Here is a 16,027-nt window from a genome sequence, read left to right on the forward strand (position 1 = left end):
GTGTACCCCATTTCCTTTACCGCAAGCCACACTTTCCGCTTAATCTCCGGGTTCACATTACGGGTCGTATCGTTTTTAATCACTCTGGAAACGGTACTGACAGATACCCCTACTTTCTCCGCAATATCTTTTAGTCTGACCATAAGCTGTCCTCTTTCCTTTGGAATCGTTTACAACTAATCTTATGGCATGAGATCAATTGAAACAAGAGGACGTTCTTGACCGACAATACATCATAGGGTTGTTGGTACAAGTTAAGGGAAATAAAAAATGTTCAATGTGTCTGAACATTAGTATTAAACAAATTATAGAGTTTGAGATTTGTGCTGTCAACACTATTTTTCTTTTCTATTTGGCAAGACGGAGAGAAATAGTGATCTCCGCCTTGTCAAATTACCATCTGTTCTGCTTGTTTTCCTCACATGATTTCCTCAAAATATTCAACCGTCTTCATCTGCTCCCCCTGCTTGCGAAGCGACCAAGTATTTTCCATAAAGATTTCGGCCAGTTTAGTAAAACGTCCCCCATGTTTCAGGCTCCATTCAAGAGCCACGACACTTTCATACGTATCTGCCATGCGCTTCATAAGAGATTTCGCCTCAAATGTCTGCAACGCTTCGTCGTATGTGGCAAAAGCAATTAGGTCGTTGCTTAGACGTTCCAGTTCGACAATGAGTGATTTTTTCATTTCTGATTCAGACACCGTGACGAGACGTTCCCGCATCGCAGCGAGAAACAGCTTGTGCGCTGCGTATTTATTCACAAGCCGGATGAGCTCAAGTCCTAAAATGTTCGCAGTTCCTTCCCACACGGTCAGCACTTGGGCATCCCGCAGCAGGCGGGGTGTGACAAAATCTTCGATATATCCGTTCCCACCATGCATTTCAATTGCTTCATGTGCAAAGTGGATCGCCTGCTCTGCGGATTCCTTTTTTAAAAGGGCAATATACAGACGGTTGAGCACTTGCTCCTCCTGGGACGCCTCTCCGTCTGTCACTTTCTCATACAGCTTGATGAAATCAAAAACTGTAGCCGTTTCGACATGGAGTTTCGATGCCAACTTCCCGAGAGTATCCATCACCATCGGATAGTCCGTCAGCCGCTTGCCGAAAGCGTTCCGCCGGCTTGCATACTCTTTTGCTTCCAAAAAGGCACGGCGCATAATGCCGAGCGATGCGATGCTATTGCAAATTCGTGACAAGTTCAAAGCTTCCAGCATGTAATGGATGCCCTTCGCAGGATCTCCGACTACGTAAGCAATCGCACCGTCAAATTCCACCTCACCCGAAGGAACCGCACGGACGCCGAGCTTATTCTTCAGCCGGCGGATCCGAAGGCCGTTGACTCTGCCATCCTCCCGACGCCAAGGAACAGCAAAAAGCGTCAATCCTTTCGTTCCCCCTGGAGCGCCTTCTATCCGCGCCAGTACCATCGCGACGCCTGCCATCCCTGCGTTGGAAGCGAAATACTTTTCGCCGTACAGACGAAAATAGTCATCTTCTGCTACTGCCGTCACAACGTTTGCTCCGACATCCGAGCCGCCTTGCCGCTCCGTCAAAAAGGTAGCCCCTTCATAGAGCGGCACTTCGCCCGTCGAACAAACATGGGGTAAAAAACGATTTTTCACGTCCTCATCCGCATAGTGTTCCAGCAAATATGCCGTTGCCATCGTTAACGTAACCGGGCAATAAAATCCCGGTTCTGCATGCGACAGCAAATAGCCTTGCGCAAAACTGTATGTGTAGTTCCCTCTATGTCCCAAATCCGGGATGTCTTTGTGAACATAGCCGACAATCCCTGTATCATAGGTTTCATGGACGGTCTGGCGATACCCTTCATTCACCCATACACTCGAAACTTCCTCACCGTATTTGTCATAGCGGACGAGGCGCGGTTCTCCTTCACGGTCAGTGTGCATAGCCCTCTCATCGATTTCATTGGCACAGCGTTCCCCGAACAAATGCAGTTCGCGCTTCGCATAAGACAGGAACGGTCCGTCCAGCCTGTCTTCTAGAATCAATCGCAATGTCTCATCCCCTGCAAAAAAATTCCTTTGCTCTGTTGCTGTCTTGTCTTGCAATACTTTTGTCATCCGATTTGCACCTCTTCCCGCAATGGCTGTTTTAAAATCTTGCCCGAAGCGTTCCGTGGCAATGCTTCCACTTGTTCATAGAGCCGCGGTATCTTGAAAGAAGCCAATCGTTCCTGCAGGAAACTATTCAGATCAGCGGAATCAATCGGATTTCCAGCTGCAAAAACAGCCTTTACGGTTTCACCCCATTCTGGATGCGGCACGCCAATCACGGCCACTTCTCTCACGCCAGGAAATGCGAGAATTGCTTCTTCGACTTCTTTTGGATAGATATTCACTCCGCCGGAAATGATCAAGTCCTTCTTACGATCCACAATCCAAATATATCCGTCCTCATCGAATTTCGCCAAATCGCCCGTTTTAAGCCAGCCATCAATAAAAGCTGCTTCTGTTGCTTCCTTATTTTTATAGTAACCGAGCATATTCCCTTCTCCATATAGAACAATTTCCCCGACTGTCCCCGGCTCGACATCCTTGCCTTCCTCATCTACAATTCGCAATTCTGTATGAAGCGGAGCTCTGTGGCCGATGCTTCCCGCCTTCCGCTCATGTTCGTCTGCATGCAGCAACGAACCACTCGGTCCTGCTTCCGTGAGTCCATAAACACAGACGAGATGATCTGTCTGGAATGCTGTTTTCACCATTTGTACTTCCTTTGATGAAAGAGGAGCGCCCCCGTAAATCCACCATTTCATCGAAGACAAATCCGCTTCCTGCAAGGCCGGGTGCCCGGCTGTCAGCAAATAAGCGACCGGGGCACCGAAGAAATGAGTCGTCTTCTCCTTTTGTACCGTTTCGATAAGAAGTTCCGGCGTGAAGGTCGGTGTCAAAACTAGCGTTGAGCCGACGAGCATGCCCGCCATGAGGAATAGATGCAAAGGAGCGGAATGGCTGAGCGGCATCATGAGCAGGATTCGGCTTTCCGGCTTCACTTCCATTTCGACAGCGATCATGGACGCGACAGTCAAAATGTTGCGATAGCTGAACAGAACACCTTTCGGATGGCCTGTCGTCCCGGACGTATACAAAATGGTCGATTCATCGTCTTCTGTAAGGCTGCATTCAATTGGCTGATTTGCGCCACTTTGAAGCATGGCCTGGAAACTAATCCAGTTACCTGCTGCCTCTCCTGTTTTAATTAACAATGAAGGCGCTTTCAAATTACTCACTGTGTCAAACAGCAGCTCGTGCGCAATGAGTCCCTCTGCATCGGACTGTTCAAGAATATACGTAAGCTCCACTGGCGTCAGCTTTACATTGATCGGAACGACGACAGCTCCGATGCGCTGGACCGCAAAATATGCGATGACGAACTCTTCAACATTTGGCAGAAATAGAGCTACCTTCGCCCCTGGTGTAATGCCTGCTGCACGGAGCGCATGCCCGAATTGATTGACAGAACGGTCAAGCTGTTGATAGGTCGTCTGTTTCCCCATGCTGACGACCGCTTCCACATCCGGGTATTTTCTGGCGTTTCGAGAAAGTAATTGTGAACTATTCATTTCCCCTATCCCCTTTTTGTTTGCGATAATTTTTCCGTGAACTCGTCAAGAAGCCCCTCCATCTCTTCCTTCATCTCCTGCAGTTCTTTGATTTTCCCCTCCACTTCCTGCACCCTGCGCTTGCCATATTCGATCGTCCTCAAAAGCTGCTGCCGGCCGGACCGGTCCTTGTCAAACAGCAAGACCATCTCCTTGATTTCATCCAATGAAAAGCCGTACCGTTTTCCCCGAAAGATGAGTTTTAACTTAGCCAGTTCCCCATTCGAGTAAAGCCGCTGGTTCTTCTCCGTCCGTGCAGGTGATAATAATCCGATTTCTTCGTAATAGCGGATCGTCCGTGTCGACACCCCAAATAATTCCGCCGTCTCTGTAATCGTCTTCAGCTTCACCACCCCTTCATGTATCTATGACTATATCATTTACGTTAACGTCAAGGTCAATATTTATTATTGAATAATCAATCAACTAGAGTCTGAGAATAAAGAAGGGTTCGGGTTTCCACAATCCTTCGATGATGGTACGATTATAATTGGAAGTGAGGGAGAAAAATCGTGAAAATCTTACGCAATCTAGTACTTACGGGCATCTTGGCATTGTTGCTTACCGGATGCGCAGAAGACATGGAAACAGTCGAACCGGATGTTGCAAAAAAAATAGATGTCTCGAACTATTTTCCATCCATCGGCATGGCACGCACCTATGTGCAATACGGCACGGATGGAGAAAATATGCAGGCATCCGATATTGTGAAAATGGAACATGATTCGGAAGGCAAGGAAATGGTCTATATCCACGGAAAAGGCGGGCTCATTGCCGAGACGATCCAAGAATACAAAGTGGACAAAAAGGCAGTTTCCGTCATCTACATCATCAATTCTTTAAAAAATGAAGAAACAAATATTTTGGAGCTTGCATCCAAAGAGAAGTGGGAAACAAATGATGCGGACAACTCCGTCAGCTATTTGACAGGAAGTGGACTGACGGAAGAAGTGCCTGCCGGTTCATTCGACAATGTCATTGAAGTGACAACCGTCATTCCGGACGACAAACGGGAGCAGAAAACGGTGAAATACTATGCGCCCGAAGTTGGACTCATTAAAACGGTGTTCCATTTCAAGGATGGAGAAAAGTATGTATTCTCCGAATTGGAATCGTATGAGATGACCGATGAACAAGAGGTTATGGAAGAAGTTGAAGGATCCACTGTTGAAGAGTCAGGCGAAGAGCCGGCAGAACAAGCGGAAGAAAATACAACAGACGGTGAACAAGCGCTGCAGGATGGATCTTATTCCAATACGCAATATCAGTTCTCCTTCAGCATGCCTCAAGCCATGCTGGAACGCATGGAAGTCGATACAGGCAGCTGGGATAAAGACGCAATCGCTACGATTGACTTCTCGTTACATGATTCATCCCGCAAGTTGGAACAAGGACTGTTCAGCATTATTGTGTTCGAAAACACAGGAGACGAATGGGACCATCCGGTTTACAAGTACGTTGGTGAAAACGACAAGTATGTATTCGCCTACACAACATCAAGTGAACCGACCGAAGCCATGCTCCTCCCAGAAAACGCTGATTTGCTGCAAGAAGCCCAAGACATGATCCAGGCTTCACAGGAAGCAATGGATTCGTTTGAAGCGAAATAATAGAAGCTTGATACTAGTGGAAAAGGACTATCCGGAAAGTCAGTGCAAACTGATATCTGGATAGTCTTTTGTTATTCCAAAAATTGAATTGATAGCTTGAGAATGGGTAATATCTTGCACATTCGCTTACATTAGGGATTTCAGTTTACTATGATTTACGCCGATGATTATTTCAAGCAGGCAGCCACCATGTTCCCAAACCTCCGTATATCTCCAATATAGTCAAATTCATCACTATCAGTTGTATATAAACTATTGTACATTCTAACTGCAACTGCATTGAATTTGGGAATAACCGTACATGAACATCCCGATGCGCCTAGTATTTGAAAAGATCCTTCAGGCAGTTCGGAACCCAATTCATCGTACTCATAAGAGGTTCTGTTGTCCTTGACCCACCAAAGAAATCCAAATTTCGAGAGTGTGTCAGGTAATGTATCTGGACTTTGGACCTTGCTTGTAAGGTTAAAAACTTCTTCAGGTAAAATCCTTCTCCCGCCAACAATGCCTTTATTTAAATGTAAATTACCCCATAACGCTAATTCTCTAGCACTTACATATAAATTTCTATCAGCTCCGTCATTTGACCCTAACCGTAATGTGGGGAAACTAGCTGGGGATTTTATATCACAAACTAACGTATTCTTCCCCTCTGTCATCCACCCGGTTTGCGTCATCGCCAATGGTTCAAGAACTTTGTCGGTTAGTACCTCAGCTATTGTTTTCCCGGTAGCCCTTTTATGTATGAGAGCTAATAAATCCGGTCTTTTTCCTTCTAAATGAGTTCCTAACTCGAATACTCGACTTACTTCTTGTCCTCTGAATTTTAGACCGGTACACCTAGTGACTACATGACGTATCGTTGTATCTCCTAGAATCTCTTCACTGAATTCAGGTAAATACTTCTTTATGTAATCATCCAGGTTCAAGACACCTTCCACTACTGCTATGGCAATAGCCAAACCAATATAGGTGACTCTCGTTGAATAGACGTTAAATTGAGAGTTCATATCTATCTGTCTCGCTCCTGATTCAGAGTGGTGAGTTCCCGAATAATGTTCGTATACAATTTTATCATCTTGCATCAGCACCAATGCCACACCTGATGCACACTTTTCTTGTCTGGTTTTTTCTATATATGTTGTTAGTGTGTCAATAGATATGTCTCCCACTAATTTTTTCATCTCCATTCCCCCGTTCCTGCTTCACTTACAGTATTCGAGAAAGAGCCGATGAAACCTCTTTCTACATTTTATTTCATTAGCAAAAGCAAACAGACTGCCAGAATAGCTGGCAGTCTGTTTGTATGACTTGATTGGCTCTATCTTCTGACCATGTAAAACTTGTCATCCAAGATCCACTTTTCGACCAAATGGAACGTCATATATCTTTTCATTTCAACGGTTCCGGTCCTGGAGGAGTATTGTGCATGTAAGGAGGAGCTGGCTGCAATTTGGGATTGGGACCGAATGGCTGCGGATCGGCAACGTACGTAAATTCACCTTGACCATCCATACTCTTGCCGCTCGCCCATCTTCCTTCGCTGCTTTCCTCTCCTTTGGAGCAGTTCATGAACGCATAGGAGACTTCCGTTTTTTCAAGAGATTGCGGGAACGTGGCAGGTACGACCATACTCTGTTTTTGTTCAAGCTCTTCAATGGCAGCTGCCCACTGGTTCTGGTGCATTGTATCCCTTGCGATTAACCAGGACAGCATGTCCCGCACGCCGGGATCATCAGTCATTTCATACAGCCTTACGACTTGCAAGCGTCCTTGTGATTCCGCATTCAAATTCGCACGGAAATCTGCAAGCAAATTCCCACTGGAGATAATATATTTTCCGTTAAACGGCACCCCAACACTGTCAGCCGGCATGGCGCCTAATCCCGCCACAATTGCATGTTGAGGATTCATGCCACCTAAAATGGCTTCGACTGCCGGATCTTTTGCCGCCGCTTCCTGTTCTTGCACTGGAGCATCATCCAGCAATTGTGCAATCATGGTAGCCAACATTTCAACGTGAGCTATTTCCTCGGTTCCAATATCAAGAAGCATATCGCGGTATTTTTCCTCACCACGACAATTCCATCCTTGGAATAGATATTGCATCATCACTGTAATTTCACCATATTGTCCTCCCAGCACTTCTTGAAGCTTCTTGGCATAAACCGGATCTGGACGCTGGGGTTTGGCATTATATTGAAGTTCTTTCACATGATAAAACATTTAATCTACTCCTTCCAATCCAATTGTCTGGTTCGAGTAGTCTATTCCCGTTACGCATCATGAAAAACTGAAAAGCTAGCTGATTCCTGCCTTTTTCCTATCAAAACAGGTCGTTTGGTTAATTGCTTTACGATAACTTCACGACTATTAAGCATTTACGCTTCTCTTTCAGGTTACCCTTACGAATCTGCAATCGGAGCCTCTGATCTTTCATTCATCTGAGAGAAGGCATTCTGCGGCAGATGTTGTGACTTTGTCCGCCATTTTGACGATGTTGGCCTTCCGCTTGAAATTGTCGCCCTCTTTTCAGGCGTCGATGCAATCATCGGCATGAGCGGCAACGCATCTAACGTCATCGATAATATTGGGGGGCTGCTGTTGTGATTCGAAGTGAAAAAGCAACAGATGCCTAGAAGTCGTTTACGTAAAATGCAGGCACTGGGAATAAAGTCATTCCCAACTGCCTGTATTTTTATCTAGTATATCGTGAAATCGTTTACAAAGAATGCTATCTTCGTTAAGATAGTAAAAAAGTAGGGAGGTCTTTCATGTTTTGTGATGTTTGTATGCCAAAACCACTAGAAATCGAAATTTTATTCGGCTCCGCTGATAATCAATCGCACATCCCTTCCATCCACCGATATTTGGAGGAAATCGGGCTACTCGTCCACTCCACTGCTGACAGTGTAACAGTAAAAGAAGAGGCGATGAAAGGGCTGCTGGATTATATTAACCAACACATGGATCCTTCCAGCGTCCAATTCAGGACGGATAAGTACGAATGGAAACCCATTGCAGAGGCGGTCGAGCTGGCAGGAACCCAATGGATCGATCGAATTATCGACGAAGGTCATGTTCATTTTCATATTCAACCGATCGTAGACGCCAATCAATCACTATATGCCTATGAAATGTTAGCCCGTTTCACAGGGGATCAGGACGAGACACTTTCGCCATTTGAAGTATTCCAAACCGCCAAATTACGGAATCGGATGTACGCCCTAGATCGCATTTGCCGCATCAATGCCGTCAAGCAAGCGGCAGCACTTACGACAAAAGTATTTATCAACTTCATTCCGACCTCCATTTATTCACCAGAGCATTGCCTTAAGACAACTGTCCAGCTGGCAAACGATTTGAACATATCACCCTCCCGCTTCGTATTTGAAGTTGTCGAAACAGAGAACGTCAAAGACTTGGCCCATTTGAAGAGAATTCTGGAATACTACCGCGCTAAAGGATTTCAGTACGCACTGGACGACGTCGGAGCTGGCTACAATACCATTGAGATGATTCACGAAATGAAACCTTACTACACAAAACTCGATATGCACCATGTCCGTGGAATTCACAAAGACGAAGAGAAACAACAGACCGCACGCGCCGTTCTCGAAGCCAACCGTGCGATAGGCTCTATTCCTCTCGCAGAAGGAGTCGAAGAAGAAGCCGAATTCGACTGGCTCAAAGATGCCGGCTTCCAACTCTTCCAAGGCTATCTATTCGGCAAACCTGCACCGATTGCAAGCTAAGCTTGTGTTAATTGAAATGAATCGAGAAAACTCCAAGGAGCAGCTGCTGTTCTTTGGAGTTTTCTTTTTATAGGAGTGGGACAACAGGAAGAATGGAATGGCCGAAGGATACGAGCGTTCGAGGCGATTTTACGAGCGGTTGCGGAAGGATACGAGAGGTTCGATGTACTATACGGGCGGTTCAAAACAAGATACGAGCTGTCTCAGCGCTATACGAGCGATTACAAAATTATATGAGCGGTTACCTGGTTTATTCGAGTGGTTCGTGAAAGAAGATACGGGAGGAGAATCATCTGAATACAATAAGTCTGGAACGACTTACGTAAATACTTGAGGACTCCAGCATTTATTCGAGTTCACCTGCAATTTTACAAGCACCCTTCAAGCTATTCGAGCACTCCTATCAAATTAATGAGTACTCTGCAACCAGTCAATATAAACTTTCCTTAGGTAAATTCTTAATTTCCATAGGCAGGCCAACCGATTCTTCCATTTCTCATTAACCGGTTGGCCAAGAAACTTTTGAGTATCGCAGAGGCTAACTCCTCAACCCCTCTGCCCTTATTCCATCATAAAATAGCACCCGTAATGATGGCGACAACCGTCATGACAATCGTCGTTCCAAACGCCCATTTAAAAATGAATTTTTGATGGTCCGCCAATTCCACGCCAGCCAGGCCGATCAGTAGGAATGTGGATGCTGTCAGTGGACTGAGCGGGAATCCGGTTGTCATTTGCCCAAGGATAGCTGCACTTCCGATATGCGCAGGGACGACGCCATAGGCTGCTGCGGTTTCGCTGATGATTGGCAGGACGCCGAAATAATAGGCATCCGGCGTGAAAAGAAGACTGAGCGGCATGCCTGTGACGGCAACGATTATTGACATAAACCCACCTGACTCCGAAGGAATGAAAGAAACTAAAGCATTCGCCATTTCTGTAATCATCCCGGTGCCAGAAAGGATGCCTGTGAAAATACCCGCTGCGAAAATGATGGATACTACTGTAATCATGCCTACCGCTTGGCTTCGAACCTGTTCCATTTGGTCGTCCGGTTTTGGATAGTTAACGACTACCGCGATAGCAAAAGCAATAATAAAAATGATCGGCAACGGCAGCCAAACCTTTACAAGCGCTACAATCGTGACTATTGTTAACAATAGATTGAACCAAAAGAGCTTTGGCCGTCTCATTGCCTTCTCTTCATTCGTCAATTCTGCATGAAAATCATACTGTACGTCAGTAATGCCAAGCCGTTTTCTCTCCTTGCGCCCAATCCATACTGCTACGAACAGTACCCACACGATACCAGCAATCATGGCTGGTATCACGGGATTAAAGATATCACTCGTATCTAACCCCAAAGCAGTTGCGGCTCTGGCGGTCGGACCTCCCCAAGGCAATAAATTCATGACCCCTGCACCTAACGCAACCATTCCTGCGAGCACAATTCGGCTTAAACCAAGTTTATCGTATAAAGGCAGCAAAGCTGGAATCGTAATTAAAAACGTCGAAGCACCCGAACCGTCCAAATGGGCTAACATGGCAATAATGACCGTGCCCACTACAATTTTTAGTGGATCCCCCTTTACGGTCCGCAAGACACGTGAAATCACCGGGTCAAACAATCCCGCATTATTCATGACACCAAAATATAAAATCGCAAATCCAAGCATAATTCCCGTCGGTGCCACGCCTTTGATTCCTTCGAGCATGAATTCCCCCATTTCCAGCCCGAAGCCTCCAATCAACGCGAAAATGACAGGAACGAGAATTAAGGAAACAATGACAGAAACTTTTTTTGTCAAAATCAAGGCTAAAAACACGAGTATCGTTAAAAAACCTAATAACGCCAACATCCCATTTCCCCCTTTTAACTGATTTACTCCAAGTCCACTTCCATCTCAAGCAATGCATAACTAAGGGTCTTTCCGTGTGTATCCATGCCTAGAGAAGTCGTCACCCCCCCGAGTAATGCGTTTTGGCAAACGAATTGCAGCGCAGAAATATTCGGCATTTCATACCTCACGACTTCCCCTTTGACGATGTGGCGTAAATGATGTTTGACCCGCTCTGCTGTAACGGCATTGCATAACGGCTCATACAACTTCTCCTCATAAGGTATTAATGACAGCATAAGCACATCCCCTTTATCCCCCGCTCGACTATGGGCCACTTCATATAGTTTCCGCTTCATTTTATAATGTCTCCTTTACGAGGATAGTCGGGTGAACTGCTTCACGGGGCACGATTGCTGAAACGATACCTACTACTTCCTGTACATATTTTCGTGCCCCGCCTCCGCCCGCTGGACCATTCGTATAGAGTGCCTCTACTTCTTCGCCAATCATTTGTGCATCCTCAAGACTTTCTGCTTTTGCAGCGACCCGCAGCCGTACTTCATATGGCTGTCCAAAACGATCGATCCCCCCTCGGTGAGCAGACGTTACGCCAATCAGGTCGATTGTTAATTCTTTAAAACGATCTTGCAGCCGGGTCTTAACGATGTCTCCCGCCAATTCCGCGCGTTTTAATGCATTATGACCGGCATACGTGATTTCGCCCTCTCCTATGAAACCTGCCTCGTAGCCGATGCTCGCTTTCAACCCTTCCGGTCTCTTTTTACCGTGTCCTCCCGTTACTTCTACCAGATCAGTTCCTACCTCACGAATGCAAACGGAAGTAAAATCAGCAATGACATCGGGCGTCATATACTCACTTGGATCCATCACTTCATATAACAACTGTTCCTTCACAGTCATGCGATTTAAAATACCGCCTGTCTCGGGCAATTTGAAAATTACCGCCGTTCCGTCCGGCTGTATCTCCGCTATCGGAAATCCTAAACGAGCCATGTCCGGCACGTCTTTTATGCCAGGGTCAGCAAAATAACCTCCGGTAATCTGCCCCCCGCATTCTAGCAAATGGCCAATGACCGTTCCTCTTCCAAGCAATTCTTCATCTTCTGCTGACCAGCCGAAATGGTGCATCATCGGAGCCAGAAATAGTGAAGGATCGGCTACTCTGCCTGTAATGATTATATTCGCACCTGTTTCAAGAGCTTTTACAATCGCCTCAGCTCCCATATACGCATTTGCCGAGATTATGAAATCGTTTTCATTTAAGGAGGGGAAAAATTCGACAGTTTCCTTATTTTTATGTATGAACATCAATACATCATCACCGGTAACTGCGGCAACTTTAATGGGAACCTTGAACTCTTCTGCGATTTCAATAATCTTCTCCGCGGCGCTTACCGGATTGGCAGCTCCCATATTTGTTATGATTCGTACTCCGTTTTTCGCGATAATGGGTAAGAGAGAACGTATTCGCTTCTCTAATAGTGGATCATAGCCTAAGGCCGGGTCCTGTTGCTTCCTTTTTTGAGCGAGAGCAATCGTTCGTTCCGCCAAACATTCCAAGACCAAATAATCCAACCTGGCCCTCTGTGCAAGTTCCACTGCCGGTTCTAACCGATCTCCAGAAAATCCTGCACCTGAAGCTATCCGCAACATGACTATCACCTCTCGAATATTTAGAATCTACTAATAATGATAGCAAAAAGAAAAGGAAAAATGCCGTCAGCTCGGTCTTTTTCCCTTCTAAATATATGGAACAATCTCCGGGTTCCATCTCATTATTTTCTTTTGAATACTCGTTATAACCAGCATTCTAATTTCTTAGAATCAAAATTTTATCCATTCTAAATAACTAGAAAACTCAACTCAAATTGTATTTTTTCATTTTATTGTATAAAGTAGCCAAAGAAATTCCGAGATCCTCTGCTAATTTGGTCCGTTCTGGAACAGTTGTCCCTGCATTACGAAGCGCATTCGTCAAGATTGTCTTTTCTGCTTTTTCTACAGCTCGGTGCAATGGCAGGAGACTTGAATTCTCTGCGTATAAGGGGAGGAGCTTTCTCATAAATTCCGGCAAATGTTTAGTGGAAATCTGGCCATCTTCCGTCATGCATACAGCAAAATCAATGACATTTTTTAATTCGCGAACATTGCCTGGCCACTCATACGAAGTAAGCAGGTCCATTACATCCCGTTCAACTGTATAGGGCGCTGGCAAAAATGATTGAAGCAGCAGAGGAATATCTCCTTTTCTCTCTCGAAGAGCCGGAATTTGCATACTAACGACATTCAATCTATAAAACAATTCACTTCTAAACAGTCCCTTGGTAATCATTTGCGTTACATCTCGATGGGTTGCTGCGACAATTCTCACGTCCACTCTTTGCTCTGCGGCATCTCCAATTCTCCGAATCCGCCCTTCTTGCAATGCTCTTAATATTTTCGCCTGCACGTCCATTGATAAATCACCAATCTCATCTAAAAACAGCGTTCCCCCATCCGCCATTTCAAAGAGACCCGCTTTACCTCCCGCCAACGCTCCGTGAAATGCGCCTTCTGCATGACCAAATAGTTCATTTTCTATCAACGTCTCAGGAATAGCAGAACAATTGACCGGGATAAACGGCTTGTCTCTCCTTAAACTTGTATGATGCACGGCTTGGGCAAACAATTCTTTTCCTGTCCCGCTTTCGCCTGCAATTAAGATAGGAAGGTCTGTACCAGCCGCCTTTTGGGCAACCGTCATGATGTGCTTCATTTGCGTGTCTTTCGTAATAATATCCTCAAAGGTATATCGTACTTTATAAATGGAACTCATATGCCTTTCCAACTCGGCAACTTTTTCTTGTTGTTCCGCCAGTTCCTTCGTGAGCTTATGCACTTCATTCAAACTTTTGCATACCGATACTGCGCCGATAATTTCACCATCCAAAAGAATCGGTGCCATGTCGACGACATATTCCCGTCCGCGTGTTTTCCGATACACCCCAACCCTGCTCTTCCCGTCTTTTAATGTTTCTGGAAGTTGTGCCCCCGGACGATGGGCAAGCAAAGGCTCACCAATGATATCAGGATTCACCCCCGTGATTCTTGTATATTCGGGATTGATTGTCTTTACAATTCCCTTCCGATCGATGACGAGCACCCCATCATTCATTGATTGGACGATCGCTTTCCACCATTCAACCGTCTCTTCGATTTCCACCATCCCCTTTTATGTATTCCCAAATTTCAATATCTAGCCCTTATTGTATACTACTTTTCTCTGGGATCTTTCTGTTTTGATTCAGTTGAAACAAAAACTGGCGCTCTCCCCTTGCCAGGAGATCACGCCAGTCTTTTATTGCTTAGAATCAATTCGTTCCGCCTGCACAACAAGGCGGTATTCATTCGAGTATTCTGGATAGCAGGTAATCAGGGACATCAGTGCCTTGCCCTGTTGTGGAGCAAGTACTTCCACTTCATCTGGTTTGACTATTGTCACATCAAACACTTTGAATTCCATTTCTTCATCTACCGTCTGGAAGGTGAACGTGGTACCGACGTCCACCTCGTGCAGCCGGTTGAATTGTTTGCCAAACACACGGGCTTGATGACCAGCAATAGCATAGCTCCCATCTTTCACACCTGGTTCGTCCATATCTTCGATGGCTCCAAGCCCCTTGGCCAAAGTGGCTTGGTCCGCTCCCAGCCAGACGGGAGATTCGAGATCAATCACCGGAATGGTTAGGACACCTTCCATCCCCTCAATTTCAAGATGCTGGGGCGGCAGGAGATTTACCTGCTGATCTGCTGGCTGCGAAGTTGTCAATCCATTCTCCGCTTGGATCGTTCGAAATGCGTCCATCCATTCTTGTTGCTGTGCGTTCTGTTTCGCGTTTCCTTGCAGGAGCCATATGAGAAGACCGGCTCCTGCCACTATGAATAAACTTCCGCTCCATCGCAATAAACGATTCATTGAATCACCGCTTTCACGATGCAGACTTGCGGCCTAAACGGATTTTGCCGATGCCAAACAACATGAGCAGCAACCCAGAAAGCAAAAGAAGCCCCGCTACAATCGCAAGTCGATTTGCATCCCAGACTCCACCTGTAGTTGGCAAAGAAGTCCGCGATTCGGAATCGTTTAATGTTGTAATTGCCATATTCCCAGCTACTCCATTAGTCTTTTTCTGCCCCGCGATATTCAAGCTAGCGTCATCCGTTACATGAGCATCTTCGCCACCCTCAGCGGAATGATCCGCTTGCTCATCTTCTCCTACTGCAGAATCCGGTCCATCACTTGAGCCTCCGCCCGATCCAGCAGCAAGTGGCGGCATGACATTTTCATTTTCGTCCGTCACTTCGAATGTGCCATCTGTTGAAGAATCACTACCAGTGTAAGGAGGATTCATTCCATTGCCATTTGTCGCGCTATCTCCCGGATTGGCAGAGCTCTCTCCAGGATTCGTAGGGACACTCCCTGGATTGGTTGTACTACTACCGGGATTAGTCGGTTCTTCTCCAGGAGTTGTTGGATCATTCCCCGGGTTGGTTGATTCTTCACCAGAATTTGTCATACCGTTTCCTGGATTGTTTGATTCTTCACCAGGATTTGTCGTACCGTTCCCTGGATTGATCAAATCCCCTCCTGGATTTGTATCATTCCCCGGATTATTTGGTTCCTCTCCAGGGTTCGTTGGACCACTGCCTGAATTAGTGGGTTCATCTGGTTTGTCTGTCCCTGAATTGTTTGGTTCCTCTCCCGGTATTGTTGGGTCATCACCAGTTGCTTCCCCATCCGGTATGGTGCCGTTCTCTTCTCCAGGAGCAAAAGGGATCAATTGCTGCGTTTTTAACACCTCGACTGTGACAGTATCCAAAATCGGCAATCCCAGTTCGAGACCAAGCCCCGTGTTCGTTTTTAGCCAACCGGCATCTGTCGTTTCAATTTCATTACCAACGACTTTCAACGAGGTTCCGTCAAGCAGACCATTCACAAGCCCTGCCTGAATTAGAGAGGAAGAGGAAGAATACTCTTCCTCTTCACCTGCGACATGTTGATCCAGTACGCCAACATGTGTCTGACCAAGCAAAGGCAAATCCTTCGCATTCACTTCGACGAGCCCACCATTGTAGGCATACGAATCTTCATTCATCCAGAAATCACTGGCTGCCACATCGACATTCA

At 45.9% G+C, this 16,027-nt stretch carries 14 protein-coding genes and 1 pseudogene; 3 read left to right on the forward strand and 12 right to left on the reverse strand.

All coding sequences use genetic code 11. From position 1 onward, the window contains the following. The 4 genes from NCCP2222_RS20915 to NCCP2222_RS18375 all read right to left on the reverse strand — a co-directional run. On the reverse strand, nucleotides 1–143 hold a 143-nt coding region (locus NCCP2222_RS20915), incomplete at its 3' end, for a LacI family DNA-binding transcriptional regulator (RefSeq protein ID WP_375709218.1). A gap of 275 nt (nucleotides 144–418) precedes the next feature. Further along, a complete protein-coding gene (locus NCCP2222_RS18365; RefSeq protein ID WP_248513841.1) occupies nucleotides 419–2,092 on the reverse strand; it encodes an acyl-CoA dehydrogenase family protein in 1,674 nt (557 codons plus the stop codon). Next, nucleotides 2,089–3,594: a class I adenylate-forming enzyme family protein gene (locus NCCP2222_RS18370; protein WP_248513842.1), complete on the reverse strand. Its 1,506-nt coding sequence runs from the start codon at nucleotides 3,592–3,594 to the stop codon at nucleotides 2,089–2,091. The genes NCCP2222_RS18365 and NCCP2222_RS18370 overlap by 4 nt, the downstream gene beginning before the upstream one ends. Nucleotides 3,595–3,599: 5 nt before the next feature. Beyond that, nucleotides 3,600–3,977 (reverse strand): MerR family transcriptional regulator, encoded by a 378-nt coding sequence (locus NCCP2222_RS18375; protein WP_375709219.1) that lies wholly within the window; start codon nucleotides 3,975–3,977, stop codon nucleotides 3,600–3,602. A 168-nt stretch (nucleotides 3,978–4,145) separates the two neighbouring features. Here NCCP2222_RS18375 and NCCP2222_RS18380 point away from each other — a divergent pair, with 168 nt between their 5' ends. Next, nucleotides 4,146–5,243: a hypothetical protein gene (locus tag NCCP2222_RS18380; RefSeq protein WP_248513844.1), complete on the forward strand. Its 1,098-nt coding sequence runs from the start codon at nucleotides 4,146–4,148 to the stop codon at nucleotides 5,241–5,243. Nucleotides 5,244–5,410: 167 nt separating this feature from the next. Here NCCP2222_RS18380 and NCCP2222_RS18385 read toward each other — a convergent pair whose 3' ends face one another. After that, nucleotides 5,411–6,427, reverse strand: coding sequence for a serine hydrolase domain-containing protein (locus NCCP2222_RS18385; RefSeq protein ID WP_248513845.1), 1,017 nt, complete (start codon nucleotides 6,425–6,427; stop codon nucleotides 5,411–5,413). Between the two features lie 208 nt (nucleotides 6,428–6,635). Continuing rightward, the gene (locus NCCP2222_RS18390; protein ID WP_248513846.1) at nucleotides 6,636–7,469 is read right to left on the reverse strand and encodes a manganese catalase; all 834 of its coding nucleotides are present in this window, start codon (nucleotides 7,467–7,469) and stop codon (nucleotides 6,636–6,638) included. 548 nt (nucleotides 7,470–8,017) lie between these two features. On the opposite strand from NCCP2222_RS18390, the gene NCCP2222_RS18395 reads away from it, so the two are divergent. After that, nucleotides 8,018–8,998: an EAL domain-containing protein gene (locus NCCP2222_RS18395; protein ID WP_248513847.1), complete on the forward strand. Its 981-nt coding sequence runs from the start codon at nucleotides 8,018–8,020 to the stop codon at nucleotides 8,996–8,998. Between the two features lie 97 nt (nucleotides 8,999–9,095). After that, nucleotides 9,096–9,332, forward strand: a complete 237-nt coding sequence (locus tag NCCP2222_RS18400; RefSeq protein WP_248513848.1) for a hypothetical protein — start codon at nucleotides 9,096–9,098, stop codon at nucleotides 9,330–9,332. Nucleotides 9,333–9,567: 235 nt separating this feature from the next. Here NCCP2222_RS18400 and NCCP2222_RS18405 read toward each other — a convergent pair whose 3' ends face one another. The 6 genes and pseudogenes from NCCP2222_RS18405 to NCCP2222_RS18430 all read right to left on the reverse strand — a co-directional run. Beyond that, on the reverse strand, nucleotides 9,568–10,857 hold the full coding sequence (locus NCCP2222_RS18405) for a CitMHS family transporter (protein ID WP_248513849.1): 1,290 nt from the start codon (nucleotides 10,855–10,857) through the stop codon (nucleotides 9,568–9,570). Nucleotides 10,858–10,880: 23 nt separating this feature from the next. Continuing rightward, the gene (locus NCCP2222_RS18410; protein ID WP_248513850.1) at nucleotides 10,881–11,195 is read right to left on the reverse strand and encodes an AtuA-related protein; all 315 of its coding nucleotides are present in this window, start codon (nucleotides 11,193–11,195) and stop codon (nucleotides 10,881–10,883) included. Between the two features lies 1 nt (nucleotide 11,196). Beyond that, nucleotides 11,197–12,513, reverse strand: a complete 1,317-nt coding sequence (locus NCCP2222_RS18415) for an acyclic terpene utilization AtuA family protein (RefSeq protein ID WP_248513851.1) — start codon at nucleotides 12,511–12,513, stop codon at nucleotides 11,197–11,199. Nucleotides 12,514–12,718: 205 nt separating this feature from the next. Beyond that, on the reverse strand, nucleotides 12,719–14,065 hold the full coding sequence (locus tag NCCP2222_RS18420; protein WP_248513852.1) for a sigma-54 interaction domain-containing protein: 1,347 nt from the start codon (nucleotides 14,063–14,065) through the stop codon (nucleotides 12,719–12,721). Between the two features lie 132 nt (nucleotides 14,066–14,197). Then, nucleotides 14,198–14,815 (reverse strand): class D sortase, encoded by a 618-nt coding sequence (locus NCCP2222_RS18425; RefSeq protein ID WP_248513853.1) that lies wholly within the window; start codon nucleotides 14,813–14,815, stop codon nucleotides 14,198–14,200. Nucleotides 14,816–14,828: 13 nt separating this feature from the next. Then, nucleotides 14,829–16,027, reverse strand: a pseudogene (locus NCCP2222_RS18430) (hypothetical protein); the annotation flags it as partial.

Source organism: Sporosarcina sp. NCCP-2222 (assembly GCF_023168145.1).
Taxonomy (GTDB): domain Bacteria; phylum Bacillota; class Bacilli; order Bacillales_A; family Planococcaceae; genus Sporosarcina.

Bases quoted from the DNA above. Each gene is read 5' to 3' on its own strand.
- NCCP2222_RS18365 (WP_248513841.1), bottom strand. From the start codon at position 2,092: ATGACAAAAGTATTGCAAGACAAGACAGCAACAGAGCAAAGGAATTTT.
- NCCP2222_RS18370 (WP_248513842.1), bottom strand. From the start codon at position 3,594: ATGAATAGTTCACAATTACTTTCTCGAAACGCCAGAAAATACCCGGAT.
- NCCP2222_RS18385 (WP_248513845.1), bottom strand. From the start codon at position 6,427: ATGAAAAAATTAGTGGGAGACATATCTATTGACACACTAACAACATAT.
- NCCP2222_RS18390 (WP_248513846.1), bottom strand. From the start codon at position 7,469: ATGTTTTATCATGTGAAAGAACTTCAATATAATGCCAAACCCCAGCGT.
- NCCP2222_RS18395 (WP_248513847.1), top strand. From the start codon at position 8,018: ATGTTTTGTGATGTTTGTATGCCAAAACCACTAGAAATCGAAATTTTA.
- NCCP2222_RS18400 (WP_248513848.1), top strand. From the start codon at position 9,096: ATGGCCGAAGGATACGAGCGTTCGAGGCGATTTTACGAGCGGTTGCGG.
- NCCP2222_RS18405 (WP_248513849.1), bottom strand. From the start codon at position 10,857: ATGTTGGCGTTATTAGGTTTTTTAACGATACTCGTGTTTTTAGCCTTG.
- NCCP2222_RS18410 (WP_248513850.1), bottom strand. From the start codon at position 11,195: ATGAAGCGGAAACTATATGAAGTGGCCCATAGTCGAGCGGGGGATAAA.
- NCCP2222_RS18415 (WP_248513851.1), bottom strand. From the start codon at position 12,513: ATGTTGCGGATAGCTTCAGGTGCAGGATTTTCTGGAGATCGGTTAGAA.
- NCCP2222_RS18420 (WP_248513852.1), bottom strand. From the start codon at position 14,065: ATGGTGGAAATCGAAGAGACGGTTGAATGGTGGAAAGCGATCGTCCAA.
- NCCP2222_RS18425 (WP_248513853.1), bottom strand. From the start codon at position 14,815: ATGAATCGTTTATTGCGATGGAGCGGAAGTTTATTCATAGTGGCAGGA.